The following is an 18,229-nucleotide window of genomic DNA, read 5'->3' on the forward strand; positions in this document are numbered from 1 at the left end:
ATTAAGTTATCTCCTAAGTCAAATATACCAAAGTATAATCTTGCTCAGGTATATATTAAATTCAATCATTTAGAAAAAGCGAAAGATCTTATCAATCCTTTAGTAAACAAAAATTCAAATGATATAGATCTAATTTTTTCGATAATGACAATCGAAATTGCACAAGGAAACTTTGATAAGGCCTACTCGTGGTCAAAGAGGTTCGACTCCATGGACCTAAGAAGAGAAGATATATCTCTGTATGTTGCGCTACTTTATTATGAATTAAAAAAATATGTAGAAGCAAAAGCAATTATTGGAGCACAAAAACCAACAATTATAGAAGAAATAAATTCTGCTACAAAAGTCATAACAAAGAAAATAGATATTGAACTAAAAAGAATCAAGGAAGAAAACGACAGAAAGGAAGCAAAGAAAGTCTAATAAAAATGGGGTAAATCGTGTTGCAGTCAAAATCTAAAGACTATAGTCAACTAAGGTTAATTGGACATAACCTTGAGTTCACGCTTACGAAGAAAAAGTTACTTGTTGGATCAAGTGAGAAGTGTGACATCATAATTGACCACTCAAGTATTTCAGCATACCACGCTATATTGATCTTAAATCATGAAGGCGGCGCTAAGGTAATAGATTTAGAAAGTAACAATGGAACTTACATAAACTCCGAGTCAATTGAAAGTGGAACTATCTATCCAGGTGATAGTGTTCAATTTGCTAAAGAAATATTTAATTTAGATGAAATAATTAATGAACTTCAACGGAATGAGTCGATCATTGAAGATGAGGATATGGATGTTCATACAATCCAGGATCTGGAGGGACAACAACCTACCCCGGTTTTACCTCCAGTTCCTGGCCTTGTAATCATAGACGGTGAGTACTGTGATATTAAGTTTGATGAAACAGAATACACTCCAGTAGAAGATCTAAACTTAGTTCATACACTTGATACTAACTCTTTTATTGAAGTTGATGAAACAAAAGAATTTATACCAATAGCAAGAAAAAATGATTCAAAGGCAATCCAAGTTACAGTATTATCAATGGGAACCGCCCTATCTGTTGATTACTTTCCGTTAAAAAATGGAGATTTAAGAGTTTCTGCACATGATAGAAAAAAAGATACTTTCCTATTACCAAGCTTTAATAGTGATGAGAATATTCCATTAATAAGTATTGATGATTCAAAGATTGTTGTAAAAAGCATTGATAACCACAAATGTACATCTCTACTGACTTCAGAAGAAATAGAAAATGATCATAACTTAAAAGAAAATGAAGTGATCTCTTACACTCATGGGACAACACAAGTTCTAATAAAAGTATCAGAAGCGCCTCCACATTTAAGAAATACACCTTTCTTTGGACGCGATAGAGAGTTCAAAAAACAAACAGCGAAAGTCTTTTCTGTTGTTATGAGCTTGATGCTACTATTATTATTCATTGACCTACCTCAACAAGAAGAAGAAAAGAAAGTTGCAGTTATCTATAGACCAGCAGTAAAAGCCGAGCAAAAGAATAATTCTAAAACATCTAGTGAAGTTAGTAAGACTGAAGTGGATACTGGTGTAAAAAAAGAAAAACAAAATGATAAAAAACCTCAATTTGCTAAGAAACAAGATACACAAAAGCCGAGTAAAACGAAGAAAGCATCTAAACCTGTAAAAAAACAAATGAAGGCCGCAGCTAAATCTAAAAACATCAAGAGTAAAAGAAAGCTCAAATCTTTTAAGTTCAAAATGAACAAGTCAATGGCATCATTTTTTGGAAATACTGGTTCTAAATCAGCAAAGGTAGTTAAAAATACAAACTCTAATGCAGCAGCAGCAGTTGGAAGTTCTGCAAAAAGTGCAACAACTTCAGATATAAAAGCTGCAAACAACAATGCGGCATCTGGACTAGGTCAGGACTTCAAGGGTAGTTTTGATTCATCATCAGGGTCAAAAGGGTTAGCAAGTAAATCAGGAATTGATACAACTTATACTGATCAAAAAGCGGTAGTTCTTGGTTCTATGGACCCAGAGCTTTTAAGAAAGATCTTAAGAGAATATTTACCACAATTCAAACACTGTTATCAACAAGAACTTGAATACAGAAATGAGCATGCTAAAGGTGTTATGGACTTACACTTTAGAATTAACTCTGTAGGTAAAGCACAAAGAGTTAAAATTAAGACGAAAGGTTCTAAGTTTTCTAGCAAAGGTACAAATTGTATGACTGGTGTTTTAAAACTAATTCAATTTCCTAAACCTAAGGGTGGTGGTGTTGTTGATGTTAAGCAACCACTTAACTTCCTTTCTGAGAAATCAAAGATTTAATCATTCAACAGACCTTCAAGGATGAAGGTCTATTTAGTTATACAAGCTCGTGAATATCTTTTCTGATATTATTATTTGTTTGAATCTCAGTAATAATCTTATTTACACCATAAAGTACAGATGTATGATCTCGATTGAATAATCTAGCAATCCTTGAAAGTGATAGGCCATTGCGATCTTTTAAGATATACATACAAACATGGCGCGCAAACGCTACATCTTTTTTACGATTCTTTGAAAAAAGGTCTTCAATATCAATCTTATAAAACTCGCATACTCTGCAAATTATTTTTTTTGAATTTATATTCTTATCTAACACAGGACCTAGAATTTTAAGTTCTTTCAGTGCTATTTTAATATCAACATTACTACTAAATGTTTCACTGTAGCTCTTAAGCTTTAATAAAGCGCTTTCAAGCCCATATACATGATAATGAAAGCAATCTACTAACAAGTCACTTACATCAGCACTTAGTCTATAATTATGAACTTCAGAGAGGTTCTCTAAAATCTTAGCGGCTAAATCTCTATCAATTTTATTAATTTTTTCAACTAGAGCACTACCTACTCTTGTCGAAAACTTAGGTATTGCCATCTTCATATGTTTTGGCAAAAGGGACCCGGCCATTACAATTTGTACGCCACTCCTTTTTAACAAATCAAAATTACGTGCAAATTTATCTTGAAGACCTGTATCATATGTTAGCTCATCTAAATCATCTATAAAGACAGTGCTAATTTCAGCAAGGTTCTCGATTTCTGCATCGAAGTTATAAACAAACTCTTTTCCATGAAAGTAGCAAATTTTCTTCGTAGACTTTTCAAATAATGAATTCGCTGCTGCATAGAGTAAGTGACTCTTACCTAGCCCACTCATGGAACAAATATAGATGGCCTGAAAGTCTAAATTAGACTGGCTTAACATAGACTTCAACACAGAGCATGCTCTAGAGTTAGACTCTCCACAAATGAAGTTTGAAAAAAGTTTACCTCTATCTACATTGATAGGAAGAGAATACTTCTTTCCTCTACTTAAGATTTTTGGGGCCTTAGTTGTTCTTATACTTCTAACATTAGAACCTCTAGAAACAGCAATAGACTCGTTTGAAATGAAAGTAAGAAGGTCTAATTGAGAGTCATCCTTAATTTTATTTCTAACGAGATTCTTATTTATTCTAGTTGCTCGAGGGCTGTTCTTTTTATTTTGCATATTACCTATATAAGAGATTCATTAAGTTGTAGTACAGAAAATCTAAGGTCATGATTTTAAACACTTATAAGGTATCGTCAAATACTTTCTCTAATAGTTCTCTACAAAGGTGCGTTATGAACTAGTGACAATGTGCTCAACGTAACAATTTGAAATAATTAGATATTTTTTGGCATCAAATTAGCATCTTACAACACAATACAGCATGATGCTGTCTGGAGATATATCATGAAGATATTAATATTAACGATACTGCTTACGACCTCTTGCTCTATCAATAAGTCATTGAAAAATGTGAATACTAAAGAGGTTGGCCCAACAAGTATTGCTTCTATAAACCTAGGAGGAATTCGATTCTTAAAATAAAATGAATAATAAAAGCGACAATTAGAGCTTCTATTAAATACACACCAATTTTATTAAGTCTGTACTGAAAACTCCTTAGAGAGAACTTCAATATAAAGCTTACTAAAGTAACAATACTTATAAATAATATAATATCCATGTCCTTCATCATAACTACTCTCAGAAACGAGAGAGATGTCACTGTGGCCATAAAAATGAAGATTGAAAATATACTACTGAATAATAGGCTTCTCTTATAAAGGTAGAACTTCTTTTTCTTTTTTAACTCTATGTTTTCTTCTACAACACTCATTATTACTCGATATGTTAATTATTATTTGTTAATATTTTTAAATGATTATACCAAATAATATTCAACACATTGTCATCTTAACTGGAGCAGGTATTTCTGCCGAATCAGGAATAAAAACCTTCAGAGATCAAGATGGACTCTGGGAAAGTCATGATATTATGGAAGTAGCATCTTTAAATGGCTTTAAGAAAAATCCAGACTTAGTGTTTGATTTCTACAATGCTAGAAGAGATCAGCTCCAGTCTGAGGAAGTCCATCCAAACGAAGCCCACTTAGCATTGGCCAGACTAGAGAAGAAATTTCAAGGAAAAGTAACAATAATCACTCAAAATGTAGATGATCTTCACGAACGTGCAGGTTCAACCAATATTATACATATGCACGGTGAACTATTAAAAATGCACTGTAAAAAGTCACTTAAAGTATTTAGTATCTCAGGAAAGCTTAATCAAAGTACTATTTGTTCATGCTGTAGAGAGGCCGGAAATCTAAGGCCTCACATCGTTTGGTTTGGAGAAGTACCTTACAGGTTAGACGACATAGAAGAAGAGCTAAAGTCTTGTGATTTATTTATTTCAATTGGAACATCAGGAGAAGTTTATCCTGCAGCTGCATTTGTTTCAGAGGTTAAGCACCACGGAGCAGTAACTATTGAGCAAAATATTGTTCCAACGAAACAATCAAGACTATTTGATTCTCAACTCACCGGACCTTCAACAATAGAAGTGCCTAGACTCGTAAAAATTATATTGAATCCTTAGGGCACATCACCCCAAAAGTATCCGATTCTAAAAATGAAGGTATATTGTTCAAAGGCTGTTTTGTAATACCTTGGTCCCATCATTAAGAATACTCGATCACTTAAGAAAACATTATATGCAAGGTCAAACTTTCTTATCTCTCTAGTTTTGATTGTATCAAGGCCATGACCATCATCTAAGCTATAAATTCCACCTCCAAAGCCAGCAGTAAAAACAAACTGACCAATTGGAGTGAAGAAGCCAACCTTTAAATTTCCTAGAGCTGATAATCTTCTATATTTTAAATTCGTATTAACTGAAGAGATGGGCTCAAAGTTGAATCTATCGAAATGAAGACTTGGAGAGAGTTTTACTAGGTAATCCCATGTTCTAAGTCCCTTGGGATGCTCTACTTGTCTAATTGAAGCAGATACGTTTCCTAGCTTCTCTTTTAATTCATACTTATTCCCTTCAATTCCAGCATCTATATCACTGTACTTTAAATGAACAGTACCTGCATTAAAGATAGAGCAAGAACTTAAAGCTATTGTAATCAAGAGTAAAAGAATTTTTTCTAACATAAAACTCCTGATCAATTTAAAGTAGGTCCATAAACTTTTTACTATACTTCTTTAACTTGGCCCTACCAACACCATGAAGCTCTGAAAACTCTTTAGCATTTGTTGGTCTATTCTTCACTATTTCAAGTAACGTCGTATCGTGAAATATCTTATAAGCAGGAACTTTCTTAGTCTTCGCAATAGACCTCCTAAGCTCTCTTAGCTTTTCAAATAAAACTCTTTCTTGAGTATCCATTGTGAAGTCAGTGGCAGGAGAAAAGCTTTTCACTCTGGGAGTCCTCGCCTTTCTAGAAGCTCTCTTCTTTCTTGGTTTTGAGACCTTTTTTATCTTTGGAGGTGTTGATCTTGTAAGGTCTGTCCTCATAAAGACTTTATCTTCACCTTCAAGAACTTTAAGACTTCGTTTTGTTAAAACAAGAGCTGAGCCTTTATCAAACTTTACATCTACTAGCCCAGAAGCGAGTGCATTTCTATGAATTTCTTTCCACTTGGCAAGCGAAACCCCGGAGCCTTGTCCAAAGTTTGGCAAGTTCATATACTCTTGATACTTGAAATCCTCATCACCCATTAGAAAAGACAGAACTAACTCAATACTCATTTTTTGATCAACTCTATAGATAGAGCTTAGATATATAACCATTTCATCTGTAATATCGAGTAACTCTTTTCCTTCAAGAGAGCCTTGGCAAATATCACAATTTCCACAGTACTCAGGATAATCCTCATCTAAATAATTAAGAACAACCTCTCGCCTACACCTAGTTGTTTCACATAACCCAAGCATCAGTTCAACATGGTGTTCCTCCACCCTTCTTTGAACAATACTTCTCGTACCTTTCCTAATTAGATGCTTTAATACAGCGGAGTCTCTTCTACAATAAACCATCCAAGCACAGGCACTAAGTCCGTCCCTTCCCGCCCGACCTGTTTCTTGATAATAAGACTCAATACTCTTAGGTAGATCTAAGTGAGCAACAAATCTAACATCAGGTTTATCAATCCCCATTCCAAATGCAATAGTTGCAACAATTATGACTCCCTCCTTAGAAAGAAACTCATTTTGAACTTTCTTCCTTTTAGAAGAGCTCATTCCTGCATGATAGCCATAGGCAACAAAACCATTCTCAGATAAAAAGGCCGCAGTCTCTTCTACCTTACGCCTAGAAAGGCAATATACAATTCCAGAATCTTCAACATCAAATCTTTCTAAAAAATTTAATAGCTGTATTTGTGGGTCATCATTTTTAAGTTCTATTTCGTATGAAATATTTTCTCGATCAAAACTACTTAGAAATACTCTCGCATTTTCAAGTCCTAGCTCTTTTGCGATAGTTTTACGTGAGTTTATATCTGCTGTTGCAGTCAAAGCAATACGAGGAACTCCCTCGAAGCTAGTTTTTAAAATAGATAGATTCATATACTCTGGCCTAAAGTCTGGTCCCCATTTTGAAACACAATGGGCCTCATCAATGGCGATAACAGAAACTTTAAGCGAAGAGAGCAGTCTTAACGTATAAGGTTGAAGTAAGCGCTCAGGGGCAAGATACAGTAGGTCTATCTCTTCATTTATGAGGTCTTCTTCAATTTCTCTTCCCTCATCTCTTGAAAGAGAACTATTTAAGTATGCGGCCCTAACACCCATCTCATTAAGAGTTGAAACTTGATCCTCCATAAGAGAAATAAGAGGAGAAATTACAATCCCTACACCATCTCTAACAAGGGCTGGAATTTGATAACAAAGAGATTTCCCACCGCCTGTAGGCATAAGAGCGAGGACGTCTCTGCCCTCTAAGATCTCATTAATGATTTTCTCCTGATGAAGACGAAACTCCCTATGCCCAAATACACTTTTAAGAACTTCCAGCGCACTGTCTTTGTACTTATCTGCATTAAAAAATGAGAAACTTAAATTTTCAAATTGATCAGAATCATTCATGCATAAATACTAACATGTCTGAATATTGAAGGACTAGAGTATGATGGAAAAAACTTAAGAGGCCATACTTGTCGGAGAGGATTTTGTAAGAATATGTAAGATTGTGGTCTCTAATAGTGGATTTGCCTCTCGGAGAGACTCAACATCTACAAATAGCTTCAAATCATCTTTAGAGTTTATTAAAGAACTGCCCTGCATCAACTTCTTCCAAGTGCACTGTTCATCATTATATTTTAAAACAAAGTAGTCTTTATCCGCAACTATAGTACTGTTAAAGTGAAAGCTTCTCCACTCAGATGAATCTATTAATAATTGAAAGTCTTCATCAGATACATCTTCAAAGTACTCGTTCCATACTTCTGTTTCAACATCTTCATATTCATTATTTATTAAGCTATAGCTTCTCCAAAAAAATAGGTGACATAGAACAACACAACTTGACCAGACTTGCCATGTAATCCCGTCTTTAGAGCTTAGAGTTAAAAAAGATCCTAGTGCTAACACAGTGAAGACCTGAAGAATTCTTGTAATTTGAGGCAGCTTTGTAACCGCACTTAGTAAGAGGAAAGCATATGTTAAATGAAAAAATATCTGATCAATATCCATAAAGTCCAAATTGTTATTAACTAATACAAGCTAATCTGTTTTTAATTTTGAACAAATAAAACTCAATATTTCTAAAATAGAGACAATTGAGATTGGGTAACCTACCTGATTACATACTAACACATTTCTATATTTAAATTTATTCATGTTCTTTATTGCCACAGCTAGGACTTCTTGCTCTAAAAGCTTATGAGGAGCTGCGGTCATAATCTCAGATACGGGGGTATTTTCAAGGTTAACTTGACCGTAGCACTTATTTAATAAGTCTCTAGCGGTTAATATACCTCTCATCTCAGTTTCATACTCCATCAGAATAATACTTGAGGTAAGCTCTTTTTTCATTAGTCTAACGGCTTCACCCAAGCTTAGTGATACATCACAGAAGATGGCCTCATTAAACATTACTTTTCGAATAGGAGTTTCAAAGATGTGAGTTGTTAAATCTAGCTCATCTTCACTTGATTCATCAAAGTTAGTCCGCTCTTGTAAGTAGACTCCATTTTCAGACCAATTAACCTTAACATCATACCCGTCTAAATCTTTTTCAAACCTACTCGAGGCAAATCGAAGAAGGTCTTTAAGTAAAAGAACTCTAACCTTCTCACCATCCTGTACAAGCATATGCCTAAGCTTCTTAGAGCCCATAGTTAAAATCGCTTCTAGTATGGTTTGGTTGATATCTAATACGCGTGGAGAAAAATCTGCTATATCAGCAAGTGTTCCGTTCTTTTTTTCTTCATAATTGCTACCAATGTACTTTAAAAACTCATCTTCTGTAGCGATACCTTCGATTCTCTCTTCACCAATAGCAAAAGTACTTATCTTGCTAGACGCTGCTATTTCAACGGCCTCGTAAATTAATGTACTTCTAGGAAAAAGTTTAATCTCTGCAAGGTTAAGCTCTGAGAGAGGGGTCGAAAACTCCTCTCTCTCTATTACCCTAAATTTATCAGAATAAGAATCAAGCATATTTATTTCTCAAGAATTGCTGTCACACCCATTCCCCCTGCTGTACAGATTGAAATAAGTCCCTTACCTGATCCATTTTGATTAAGCATTTTTGCTAAAGAAGTAAGAATTCTTGTTCCAGTAGCAGCAAATGGATGCCCTAGAGCAACACTTCCACCTTTAACATTTAACTTATCTCTATCAATTGTTCCTAAGGCCGACTCAAGTCCAAGTTTTTCTTTGCAAAAACTTTCATCTTCCCAGGCCTTTAAGGTACATAGAACCTGTGCTGAAAAGGCTTCATGAATTTCATAGAAATCAAAATCTTGTAATGACATATTTGCATTTTTCAACATTTTTGGAACTGCGTACGCAGGGGCCATAAGAAGACCTTCATCATCTATATAGTTAACAGCTGCTGATTGAGAGTAAGATAGGTACGCCATGACATTTAAGTTATTTTCTTTTGCATACTCTTCACTACAAAGAAATACACAAGAAGCGCCATCGGATAAAGGAGAACTATTTCCGGCCGTAAGAGTTCCATTAGAACTTTTATCGAAAACTGTTCTTAATTTGTTCAACTTCTCTAAAGAGGTATCACCACGAACAATATTATCTTTTTTTACTCCAGCACAAGGAGTGATAAGGTCGTCGAAGAATCCCTCCTGGTAAGCAGCTTCTGCTTTTTGATGTGACTCTAGAGCAAGTTGATCCTGTTCGAATCTAGAAACCTTCCATCTCTTAGCCATTTCCTCACAACTCTCCCCCATAGATTTACCCGTACGAGCTTCCTTCACAGCGGGAAGCTTAGGTAAAAGCTCTCCTGGTGAAAATCCTTTAAGAACTGATAACTTTTGACCAAATGTTTTTGCTCCATTTAATCTTAGAAGTCTATCTGAAAACTTCTTAGAAAATTCAATTGGAACATCACTATTAGTGTCTACACCACCAGCTATTGCGCAATCAATTTGTCCAAGAGCAATTTTATTACCAAGGAGTACCGCGGCCTCTAGAGAGGTTCCACACGCCATCTGAATGTCAAAAGCTGGAGTATCAAATGAAAGACCACTTTCTATTGCACACTCTCTTGCTAGAGCGAAATCTGCTGCATGTTTAGATACCGCGCCTAAAGATACTTCACCAACAGTTTTACCTTGCAATGAAAGTTTTGAAACAAGTGCTTTCATCGCAGTACTCATTAATTCTTTGTTAGAAAGTCCCATATACTTTGAGCCTGAACGACAAAAAGGAATTCTAGAACCGTCAATAATACATACTCTTTTAATTTCTGACATAATAACCTCGTATAAAACTATGATATAAATCCAAATTATTCTATAAACAATATTTACTAACTACCGATATAAGCCTTATGAATAATGTATCAGTAGACAGTATTAGAGAAAAGACATGGAAGAAAAAGGCTACAGTTCTAGGGATTAGTCTTGCCGCAACAATTCTATTTATAAGATTCATAACAGATTTCTTTTTGATGAACTCTAATGATGTCTCTAATTATACCATCCTTTTATATCTTATTGCTTTAATTTCCCTACTCACTTATATAAAGCGATCAAAAGAGTATGATAATGCCATATACTTCACTGCTCTTTTTTCATTTTTACCAATCTACACAAGAGCAAGCTTTACTGGAGGAATAGACTCACCAGTAATCGCTTGGTTTACTATCTTACCTGTTGTTTCGTCCTTTCTATTAAGTAAGAAAAGAACTTATACCATTTGTATTATTTCATTAATTTTTATAATTATCACAGAACAGTTTCCATTACTTAATTTTATAAATATGCCAGCAGAGCAACTATCTCCAATATCAAAGGTACTCATCTATATTTCAGTAATAGTAACAAGTACTATTTTCTGCATTGGTCATGGCAGAAAGCGCGAAGAAATGATGAATAAAATTGAAGATCAAAAAATGAGTATTTTGAGTTCCTCAAGAAATATTGAACTAAGTGAACTCGCTTCAGGGATCGCTCACGAAATCAATAACCCACTTACTGTCTTGAAAGTGAAGGCTAAGAAGATAAAAAAAGAATCTAACGAAAATATAGAGATACAAAACTCTATCGATAAAATTCTTACAATGTCGGAGAGAATATCCAAAGTTGTTAAATCTATGAAGAATCTCTCAAGAGCACAACAAAATGAGAATGAAATACCAAGCGAGTCTTTAGATTATATATTTGAAAATATTATGACTCTTTGTGAGACCAAGCTCAACTACTCAAATATAGAATTCAAAGTTAAAAATGAAGTTAAAGATATAGATAACTATAAAATTCCGGTTCAACTAGGTCATATCCTTTTAAATCTTATTAACAATGCTTACGATGCCGTATTAACAGTTGGTAGAAAATGGATTGTTATTAATATTGAGGAAGAGACTGGTCTTCTTATCTTTAAAATAAGTGATAGTGGAGAAGGCATTCCAAGAGAAAAAGAAACCATAATATTTGATCCTTACTTTACAGATAAAACAAACCGAACTGGTCTTGGCCTAAGTATAAGTAAAAATAATCTCGTAAACCTCGGTGGAGAACTCACTCTAGACACAAGAGAAAAGCATACAACATTTGTCGTAACCATTCCTGTTGTTACGGATGATAAAAATAACACGATAAGAATATGAACCTAATTAAGTGCAAATAAAAGATATGTATAGTGATCTTAACAGGAGAAAAAAATGAAAATAATAGGACACTTACATGATATTTTTTTAGAACTCTATGCATTCATCATATTAACTGTAGATAAAAGAGATGATGAGCTAAATCTACTATTAGATAATGAAGAGAGTAATCATTTCTCAGTAATTACTCAAGAGTAACAATTGACGGAAAATCAGTTCCGATATAATCAACGCCCATCTGTACAAAAGTATCTAAATCTTCGACTTTGTTAACATTCCAAACCGTAACACTATAATTATGATGATGACAAAGCTCTACTAGGGCCTGGTCAACAGTAGAGACAGATATTGAGATACCATCTGCTCTAGAAGCTTCAATTATATTTACTGCATTAACAGGTAAACCATAGATTAAACAAGCAGTCCTAATCTTCGGTGCTATTTCTTTTACTTTTTTAACAATTCTATGATTGAATGATTTTACTACTATTTTGTGATGAATTTCTCTTTCGTTAATCATCTCTGTAAGTAACTTTTCACAGCCGACTGCTTTGACCTCTATAAATAGAGTGAAGGAATATTGATTTAATAAATCAAGAACCTCTTCTAGGTAAGGAACTTTTTCTCCATCTCCAGCATCCAGGGCCCTGATATCAGTACTTGTGGCCTCTTTCACTTTACCAGTACCATTAGTTGTCCGATCCAAAGTGTCATCATGAATAACAACCAATCTATTATCAGAACTTAAATGAATATCAATCTCAATGGCCTTTAATCCAAGATTTAGGGCGTAAGTAATACCTCCAATTGTATTCTCTGGCTTCTCACCTTTGGCGCCTCTATGTCCAAGCATTTTTGTACCACTAAACAAGTTAATCTCCTTAAGTATTTTCTCCATACTACCTAATTAAATTACAAATGAAAACGATAGCACTTGAAGTTCTCAATATTTAAATCAATAATTGATAGATGAAAATTTTTGCATTACTTATATTCTTATTACCATGTATTTCCTCTGCGCAACAAAGGTCTACTTACTCCTTTTCTTTAGGGGGAGGTGCCATATGGAAACAAAATATTCGAAATGACAATCAGTACGACAAATCGGATGAGAATACTGAACTTCGTGCAATTCCTATGGCAAGGATAAAAATAGGTCCACTAGAGATAGCAGGTCCAAACATAAAGTTAAAACTCCCTCGCTATAAATTTATTGCTCCTTACATATCCTTGAAAAGGTCTGGTGAAAGATACTACGGCCCAGGAATGGACTGGCGGAAAGACTCTTGGTTTGGAGAAGCCGGACTGAACATCATGATGTTCAAACTCTCCTACTCTAAGGATATTCAGGGAAGGTCTTCTGGTGAGATATTTAGCATCTCCTATAGTGGTAGATATTTTCTAGGACCAGTAATGCTTAGTTACACTCTTTCTCATAACTTTTTAGACAGAGAGTTTAGTAATTACTACTATGGCGTAAGATCACATGAAGTCACATCAACGAGAAATTACTACTCACCAAGTAGCGGTGGAGCAACAAGTGTGGCCTTAAGTCCAATTTGGATTATAAATAAGAATTGGAGTCTATTCAACTCAGTCAAACACACCTTTTTAGGAAGCAAAGTTAAGAACTCTCCCACCGTAGCTAGAGACTCGTATCTAACAATTGTCTCAGGTCTTACTTATAAGTTTAATTAGGTAATTATGAGTCGACTCAGAGTATCTACGACTTTCTTATAGCTTGGTAAGTGAAATTCATTATATAATCGATTAATAATAAGTTTTCTAACTGCAATATCTTTTAAATCCTCTATTTTTTCCTCTAATACATAGTAGGCATACTTCTCAACTACAATAAAGACTATCGCCATAGGAGAAATATTCGATGAGTAGTTCTCTACAAAACCAACTCCTGTAGAAACTCCATGATGTTGCTTAATTAAAATATCTAGCCCAGAGGGAGTTTTCGGATAAGACTGAATTAGGTTTGCTGCCATATTAGCATGATTTAAAACAAGGTCTCCTGCAGAAATATCGAGGTTTCTGGTATCTGAGTTTTGAAATATTTTTAAGTGAGCTTCTTTTCGGAGGTAAATATCATGAAAGAAGCTTAGGTATGTCATTTTCTCTAATTGATTATTTAATTGATCCCCACTTCCCCAGTTCATAAAAGGAGAAATCTCACGGCATAAAGCAGAAATCAAGTAGTTTCGCTTATAAGCGTAGCTACCTTTATTCTCTAGTATATCCCTCAATAAAGAAGACAGCTCTTTATGAGCTTCAATTGATTTAGACATCACTGCTATCGCAATATTTGAAAGTCTAACAGTTTGTTCTGTAACCCCTACGGCATCGACTAAATTTTGACTTATACTATATGTTTCAGAGTTTATTTCATGAATACTCTTGCCACTCTTAGCAACCTTCACAATTTTCTCTAAAGACTGATGAAGTAATTCATCTAAAAGGTGTGAATGATCTTCTTTCTTTATATAGAAATTCTCAATCAGGTTATCTTCATATTTTTGAATAACCTTATGATCAATTACATCTCCACGATTTATTCTTTTGATGTACCTTTCTTCATCTTTAGAATCTAATTTAATGTAGATGTCAGATGAAGCAGTATCCATTAAATGAAAATTCTGAATTGCCATTGGAACATAATCAGGTAACTTCATGAGTCTTAATTGCTCTGGAGTAATCTTCAATGATTTTATAATCAATCTTTTAAGCTCTTCAATTCTAAAGCGATCAGGTAATAACTCATAGCCACCAGAAGGAAATTCAAAATCTCCAAGGATTATGACAGGTACTTTTGAGCGAATATCGTAAAGGTGATTCATTATAATATTTGCTATATTTATAACTTCACCGTCAATCTCATAACTATTTCTAATGATTATAAGATCTGGTCTTTCCCTATCAATTAACTCTTTTGAGTCAAATGGTCTGAAGCAGCTTAATATTTTGGCATCAAAATCCAAACCTAGACTCTCTCCGAGAAGCCTTAGAACTCTTTCATTTGATTCAATTAGTAATAATTTTAACATATTAGTATTATAGTATACTTCTGTGTCGATAAATATTCATTTTATCTAAATTATTGTAATAGAATGCTAAATATGAACTTTATTAGAAAAAGCAAAGACCTACATCAAAAACATCCAAATATACTAATCGCAGTATTCTTTATTTCTGGCTTTCTTTTCGATATTTTCACTCTAGGCCAAGTGGATGAATTTGGTAATTTTGTGGGTCATTCTATATATCTAAGCATGCTTATTTTGGCATTCTTAAGTATTGATAAAGAATACAAAAGAGAATTCACCCAGAAGCTCTCTATATATCAAAAAGATATATTTCACTTTCTTGCGGGTGGGCTGCTAAGTGGTTTCGCAATATTCTTTTTCAAAAGTAGTTCCCTGTCTACATCGGGAATATTTATACTATTAATCCTTTTACTTCTTTTAGCAAATGAATCTCCAAAATTTCAAGAAAGAGGAATGTTGATAAAATTAAGCCTCGTTCAGTTTTGTATCTCTGCTTACTTTATTATTTATATACCTGTCTTAGTTGGAGTAATGAATGTTTCAGTATTTCTTTTGACCCTTGCGGTAGCAACAGTAGTTCTTCCTATAGTATTAAATAGACTAAACCACCCTGCTAAGAATGAATCTAAGTTAATTGCATTTGCACTAAGTATATTTTTAATAGTGGGTTACTTCTCAAATCTACTTCCACCAGTTCCACTCAGTGTTAAAAAGATTGGAGTTTACCAAAATATTGAAAAGCAAGGAGATGATTATCATCTTTACCGAGAGAAATCCTTCTATGATTACTTTGGACTTCAGAGTACAAATTTTAATTTTTTGCCAGGAGATAAAGTCTACGTCTTTGCTCGAATATTCGCCCCTAGAGGACTTAAAGATAAACTCTATATTCAATGGGAGAAATGGGATAAGAGATGGAAAGTAAGTGATAGAATCTCTCTTACAATCAAGGGAGGAAACTCTTGGGGCTATAGGGCCTATACCTATAAGCAAAACTACACTCCAGGACTGTGGAGAGCTAAGGTTATGAGTTCTGACAATAGAGAGATTTCTCGAATAGATTTTACTATTACTCCGTCGACAAGTGACAAGAGAGAATTAATCAAAGAAATAGAAAACTAGTGCCATAAAGTCCTTGGTTTCAATATATCCCCCATGCGCAGCGCAGCTTTTACCTGATTATACACAAAATTAAACGGCATACATTTTGCTAAGTATTACTCACGACTATTTAAAACGAGTAAAACTAGTGTCAAAAAGAATTCTGATTATATTATCTCTAATCTTTTGTTTTTCAACCAAAGGATCTATCTCTAAGGACCTGAAGCTACAGGTCTCTCTTGAGCAAATAAATGTGAAAATAACAAAGAGTTTCTCTATACGTGTGAACTCAATAAATCAAATTACATTGAATATATCTAAGAATGTCTCTATGGAAGATATCTACTTAGAAAGAAGCAATGGAACATTTTTTAAATTAGATGTTGCTAAAATTAAGGGAAAAACAAAGGTTCACTGGGAACTAGATGACCAACATATAAAAACTATCACCTTCACAGCAAGAACAAACTCTACAGATAGTAATCATGTAGAATTTGCTCTGAAGAAGTGAATTAAATTTCTTTTCTTGAAAAGAGTAGTCCAAAAAGTGAAAAGAGAATGACGAATGCTACAAAGTAGTGACCAAAGAAGGCCAAACTACTTATATCAAAGTCTACTCCTTCAAGGAATCGTTTTGAGTAGCTATCCATCTCTTGCATTCGAGGAAAGAAGAAATAGAAAAATAAATTAATGACTTTAAATACCGAAAGATCCGCAAATAGTTTATCTGGACCTAAGCTCATAAGATAAGAGCCCGTTGCTGCAGTGTAAGTTCTAAAAACCATAAGAATTATAAATGAGAATAGCTTTGGAATATATAACGATATAAATGCAGAAAGTGTTATAAGAGTTAACATATTTGCACCCATCGAAATAGTCGCCAGAAAAAGAGATCCATTTATAAATGTTCCAGAACTTGTAAGCGAAAACATCAAAATAGTATAGCCAATCGAGAACAAAAAGAAGATGAGAGCAATAATCCAAGCTCCAAAGACTCTAGCAATTAAGAACTCTATCCTCTTGATAGGAAAAGCTAAGATTTGAGATATTGAGGATGACTCAAAGTCAGATTTTATACAATTTAAACCTAGTATTATTGAAGTAACAGTAGAAATTGCTGATATGGCCAAGAACATTATAAAAAAGCCCTTATCACCAATTTGAGCTCCCTCTGTAATGTTAAAGTTTTTATTTATAAAGTCTAACAACATTGTAGAAAGCGTAATTACACCCAGAGTGAAAATAAAAATAAAGAGTAGTGCCTTATTTCTATATTCTTTAGCTATAGTATTTTCAGTTAATATTTTAATTATACCTAAGTTCATTAGACATCCTTCACTAATTTATAAAAGTAATCTTCTAAGCTAGCACCTGAGAGAAGCTCACCCATTTTGCCACTGACTAAAACTTTACCTTTATCTAAAATCGCCATTGAATCACATATCTTTTCCATCTCAGATAAAATATGTGAATTAATGAATACTGTTCTCTCACTATCACTAGCAAGCTTAGCAATAATATCTTTTAGCTCTTTAATAGCTAGAGGATCTAGACCAGAAAATGGCTCATCTAAAATAATGAGCTGATTGTCTGAAACAAGTAATGTTGCAATACCTGTTCTTTGTAACTGTCCTTTAGATATAGAATCGAGTTTTTTTGTAGATATTTCTGCAACACCAACCTTATCAAGTGCCTCTAGAGTTTTATCCCTTAGTTCAGAACCTTTTAACCCATTCATTTTACCAAAGAACTCAACACAGCCATAAACAGTGTAATAATTATGAAAAGAAAACTTCTCAGGAAGGTAGCCTACACCAACCCTACTTTCAGCATCAGAGACTTCCTTACCTCTCAAAAGTAATTTACCTTCAGAAAGGTGAACTAGACCCAATAGCGATTTAACAAAAGTCGTTTTCCCTGCTCCGTTTGGACCAAGAAGAGCAAAGACCTCTCCTTTCTTAACACTTAAACTAACATTATCTAGGGCAAGATATTTTCCATACTTCTTAGAAATACTTTCCGCAACAATCATTTAATTATCCCTCGAGCTATCTAGAGGTGTTGGCTTTCCATCTTTATCAATTCTTACGTATGTAAATTGGCCTTCAGTTACCTTTACTCTCTCGCTCTTAAATCTTTTAATTACAAAAACTTCAATTTTAATACTGAGAGACGTTCTCCCTTTTTTAGTTAATTCGGAATAACAGCACACAATATCGCCAACATGTACTGGAGAATGAAATACCATTGAATCAACTGCAACAGTAACAACTCGACCACCGCACTGACGCATGGCAAATATACTTCCTGCAATATCCATTTGAGACATTAACCAACCACCAAAGATATCTCCATTTGGGTTAGTATCTGCGGGCATTGCCATAGTTCTAAGAGATAATTCTCCCTTATTTTCATCATTAGACAT

The 18,229-nt window shown here is 34.2% G+C and carries 20 protein-coding genes; 9 read left to right on the plus strand and 11 right to left on the minus strand.

All coding sequences use genetic code 11. The features are described from left to right. Together ABX784_RS00525 and ABX784_RS00530 are read left to right on the plus strand one after the other, a co-directional pair. Positions 1-423: tetratricopeptide repeat protein (locus ABX784_RS00525; RefSeq protein WP_372651324.1), on the plus strand; the 423-nt coding region annotated here is incomplete at its 5' end. A 17-nt stretch (positions 424-440) separates the two neighbouring features. Next, the gene (locus tag ABX784_RS00530; RefSeq protein WP_372651326.1) at positions 441-2,318 is read left to right on the plus strand and encodes an AgmX/PglI C-terminal domain-containing protein; all 1,878 of its coding nucleotides are present in this window, start codon (positions 441-443) and stop codon (positions 2,316-2,318) included. A gap of 37 nt (positions 2,319-2,355) precedes the next feature. On the opposite strand, the gene ABX784_RS00535 is transcribed toward ABX784_RS00530, so the two are convergent. Then, positions 2,356-3,528, minus strand: a complete 1,173-nt coding sequence (locus ABX784_RS00535) for a helix-turn-helix domain-containing protein (RefSeq protein WP_372651328.1) — start codon at positions 3,526-3,528, stop codon at positions 2,356-2,358. A gap of 228 nt (positions 3,529-3,756) precedes the next feature. Here ABX784_RS00535 and ABX784_RS00540 point away from each other — a divergent pair, with 228 nt between their 5' ends. Further along, a complete protein-coding gene (locus ABX784_RS00540) occupies positions 3,757-3,894 on the plus strand; it encodes a hypothetical protein (protein WP_372651330.1) in 138 nt (45 codons plus the stop codon). A gap of 333 nt (positions 3,895-4,227) precedes the next feature. Then, positions 4,228-4,947 carry an NAD-dependent deacylase gene (locus ABX784_RS00545; protein WP_372651332.1) on the plus strand — a complete coding sequence of 240 codons (720 nt, stop codon included), beginning with the start codon at positions 4,228-4,230 and terminating at the stop codon, positions 4,945-4,947. Here ABX784_RS00545 and ABX784_RS00550 read toward each other — a convergent pair. Genes ABX784_RS00550 through ABX784_RS00570 form a run of 5 tightly spaced genes read right to left on the minus strand, consistent with a single transcriptional unit; the run spans position 4,944 to position 10,295 of the window. After that, positions 4,944-5,507, minus strand: a complete 564-nt coding sequence (locus ABX784_RS00550; RefSeq protein ID WP_372651339.1) for a hypothetical protein — start codon at positions 5,505-5,507, stop codon at positions 4,944-4,946. The two genes, ABX784_RS00545 and ABX784_RS00550, sit on opposite strands and share 4 nt — an antisense overlap. A gap of 16 nt (positions 5,508-5,523) precedes the next feature. Continuing rightward, positions 5,524-7,443, minus strand: a complete 1,920-nt coding sequence (gene recQ, locus ABX784_RS00555) for a DNA helicase RecQ (RefSeq protein WP_372651342.1) — start codon at positions 7,441-7,443, stop codon at positions 5,524-5,526. 54 nt (positions 7,444-7,497) lie between these two features. After that, the gene (locus ABX784_RS00560) at positions 7,498-8,049 is read right to left on the minus strand and encodes a hypothetical protein (protein WP_372651344.1); all 552 of its coding nucleotides are present in this window, start codon (positions 8,047-8,049) and stop codon (positions 7,498-7,500) included. Between the two features lie 30 nt (positions 8,050-8,079). Beyond that, complete coding sequence (locus ABX784_RS00565; protein ID WP_372651346.1) at positions 8,080-9,018, minus strand: CBS domain-containing protein; 939 nt, start codon at positions 9,016-9,018, stop codon at positions 8,080-8,082. A 2-nt stretch (positions 9,019-9,020) separates the two neighbouring features. Continuing rightward, positions 9,021-10,295 carry an acetyl-CoA C-acetyltransferase gene (locus ABX784_RS00570; protein ID WP_372651348.1) on the minus strand — a complete coding sequence of 425 codons (1,275 nt, stop codon included), beginning with the start codon at positions 10,293-10,295 and terminating at the stop codon, positions 9,021-9,023. A gap of 77 nt (positions 10,296-10,372) precedes the next feature. Between ABX784_RS00570 and ABX784_RS00575 the strand changes: the two genes are divergently transcribed. Then, on the plus strand, positions 10,373-11,650 hold the full coding sequence (locus ABX784_RS00575) for a sensor histidine kinase (protein WP_372651350.1): 1,278 nt from the start codon (positions 10,373-10,375) through the stop codon (positions 11,648-11,650). Between the two features lie 54 nt (positions 11,651-11,704). Next, the gene (locus tag ABX784_RS00580) at positions 11,705-11,848 is read left to right on the plus strand and encodes a hypothetical protein (RefSeq protein WP_372651352.1); all 144 of its coding nucleotides are present in this window, start codon (positions 11,705-11,707) and stop codon (positions 11,846-11,848) included. Here ABX784_RS00580 and ABX784_RS00585 read toward each other — a convergent pair. Next, on the minus strand, positions 11,835-12,521 hold the full coding sequence (locus tag ABX784_RS00585; protein WP_372651354.1) for a glycerophosphodiester phosphodiesterase: 687 nt from the start codon (positions 12,519-12,521) through the stop codon (positions 11,835-11,837). The two genes, ABX784_RS00580 and ABX784_RS00585, sit on opposite strands and share 14 nt — an antisense overlap. A gap of 98 nt (positions 12,522-12,619) precedes the next feature. Between ABX784_RS00585 and ABX784_RS00590 the strand changes: the two genes are divergently transcribed. After that, positions 12,620-13,348 carry a MipA/OmpV family protein gene (locus ABX784_RS00590; protein WP_372651356.1) on the plus strand — a complete coding sequence of 243 codons (729 nt, stop codon included), beginning with the start codon at positions 12,620-12,622 and terminating at the stop codon, positions 13,346-13,348. On the opposite strand, the gene ABX784_RS00595 is transcribed toward ABX784_RS00590, so the two are convergent. After that, positions 13,345-14,703 carry a hypothetical protein gene (locus ABX784_RS00595; RefSeq protein ID WP_372651358.1) on the minus strand — a complete coding sequence of 453 codons (1,359 nt, stop codon included), beginning with the start codon at positions 14,701-14,703 and terminating at the stop codon, positions 13,345-13,347. The two genes, ABX784_RS00590 and ABX784_RS00595, sit on opposite strands and share 4 nt — an antisense overlap. 72 nt (positions 14,704-14,775) lie before the next feature. Here ABX784_RS00595 and ABX784_RS00600 point away from each other — a divergent pair, with 72 nt between their 5' ends. Together ABX784_RS00600 and ABX784_RS00605 are read left to right on the plus strand one after the other, a co-directional pair. Continuing rightward, positions 14,776-15,825: a DUF2914 domain-containing protein gene (locus ABX784_RS00600; protein WP_372651360.1), complete on the plus strand. Its 1,050-nt coding sequence runs from the start codon at positions 14,776-14,778 to the stop codon at positions 15,823-15,825. Between the two features lie 127 nt (positions 15,826-15,952). Then, on the plus strand, positions 15,953-16,315 hold the full coding sequence (locus tag ABX784_RS00605; protein ID WP_372651362.1) for a hypothetical protein: 363 nt from the start codon (positions 15,953-15,955) through the stop codon (positions 16,313-16,315). 1 nt (position 16,316) lies between these two features. On the opposite strand, the gene ABX784_RS00610 is transcribed toward ABX784_RS00605, so the two are convergent. From ABX784_RS00610 to ABX784_RS00620, 3 genes are read right to left on the minus strand one after another with little or no spacing between them, the layout of a single operon-like run. Beyond that, positions 16,317-17,129, minus strand: a complete 813-nt coding sequence (locus tag ABX784_RS00610; protein WP_372651364.1) for a hypothetical protein — start codon at positions 17,127-17,129, stop codon at positions 16,317-16,319. Then, complete coding sequence (locus ABX784_RS00615; protein WP_372651366.1) at positions 17,129-17,836, minus strand: ABC transporter ATP-binding protein; 708 nt, start codon at positions 17,834-17,836, stop codon at positions 17,129-17,131. The genes ABX784_RS00610 and ABX784_RS00615 overlap by 1 nt, the downstream gene beginning before the upstream one ends. After that, entirely contained in the window at positions 17,837-18,229 is a 393-nt protein-coding gene (locus tag ABX784_RS00620; protein ID WP_372651368.1) for an acyl-CoA thioesterase, read from the minus strand.

It is taken from the genome of Halobacteriovorax sp. (assembly GCF_041587335.1).
Classification (GTDB): domain Bacteria; phylum Bdellovibrionota; class Bacteriovoracia; order Bacteriovoracales; family Bacteriovoracaceae; genus Halobacteriovorax.

Bases quoted from the DNA above. Each gene is read 5' to 3' on its own strand.
- recQ (WP_372651342.1), bottom strand. From the start codon at position 7,443: ATGAATGATTCTGATCAATTTGAAAATTTAAGTTTCTCATTTTTTAAT.
- ABX784_RS00580 (WP_372651352.1), top strand. From the start codon at position 11,705: ATGAAAATAATAGGACACTTACATGATATTTTTTTAGAACTCTATGCA.
- ABX784_RS00610 (WP_372651364.1), bottom strand. From the start codon at position 17,129: ATGAACTTAGGTATAATTAAAATATTAACTGAAAATACTATAGCTAAA.
- ABX784_RS00575 (WP_372651350.1), top strand. From the start codon at position 10,373: ATGAATAATGTATCAGTAGACAGTATTAGAGAAAAGACATGGAAGAAA.
- ABX784_RS00540 (WP_372651330.1), top strand. From the start codon at position 3,757: ATGAAGATATTAATATTAACGATACTGCTTACGACCTCTTGCTCTATC.
- ABX784_RS00545 (WP_372651332.1), top strand. From the start codon at position 4,228: ATGATTATACCAAATAATATTCAACACATTGTCATCTTAACTGGAGCA.
- ABX784_RS00595 (WP_372651358.1), bottom strand. From the start codon at position 14,703: ATGTTAAAATTATTACTAATTGAATCAAATGAAAGAGTTCTAAGGCTT.
- ABX784_RS00560 (WP_372651344.1), bottom strand. From the start codon at position 8,049: ATGGATATTGATCAGATATTTTTTCATTTAACATATGCTTTCCTCTTA.
- ABX784_RS00620 (WP_372651368.1), bottom strand. From the start codon at position 18,229: ATGTCTAATGATGAAAATAAGGGAGAATTATCTCTTAGAACTATGGCA.
- ABX784_RS00615 (WP_372651366.1), bottom strand. From the start codon at position 17,836: ATGATTGTTGCGGAAAGTATTTCTAAGAAGTATGGAAAATATCTTGCC.
- ABX784_RS00600 (WP_372651360.1), top strand. From the start codon at position 14,776: ATGAACTTTATTAGAAAAAGCAAAGACCTACATCAAAAACATCCAAAT.
- ABX784_RS00565 (WP_372651346.1), bottom strand. From the start codon at position 9,018: ATGCTTGATTCTTATTCTGATAAATTTAGGGTAATAGAGAGAGAGGAG.
- ABX784_RS00590 (WP_372651356.1), top strand. From the start codon at position 12,620: ATGAAAATTTTTGCATTACTTATATTCTTATTACCATGTATTTCCTCT.
- ABX784_RS00570 (WP_372651348.1), bottom strand. From the start codon at position 10,295: ATGTCAGAAATTAAAAGAGTATGTATTATTGACGGTTCTAGAATTCCT.
- ABX784_RS00550 (WP_372651339.1), bottom strand. From the start codon at position 5,507: ATGTTAGAAAAAATTCTTTTACTCTTGATTACAATAGCTTTAAGTTCT.
- ABX784_RS00535 (WP_372651328.1), bottom strand. From the start codon at position 3,528: ATGCAAAATAAAAAGAACAGCCCTCGAGCAACTAGAATAAATAAGAAT.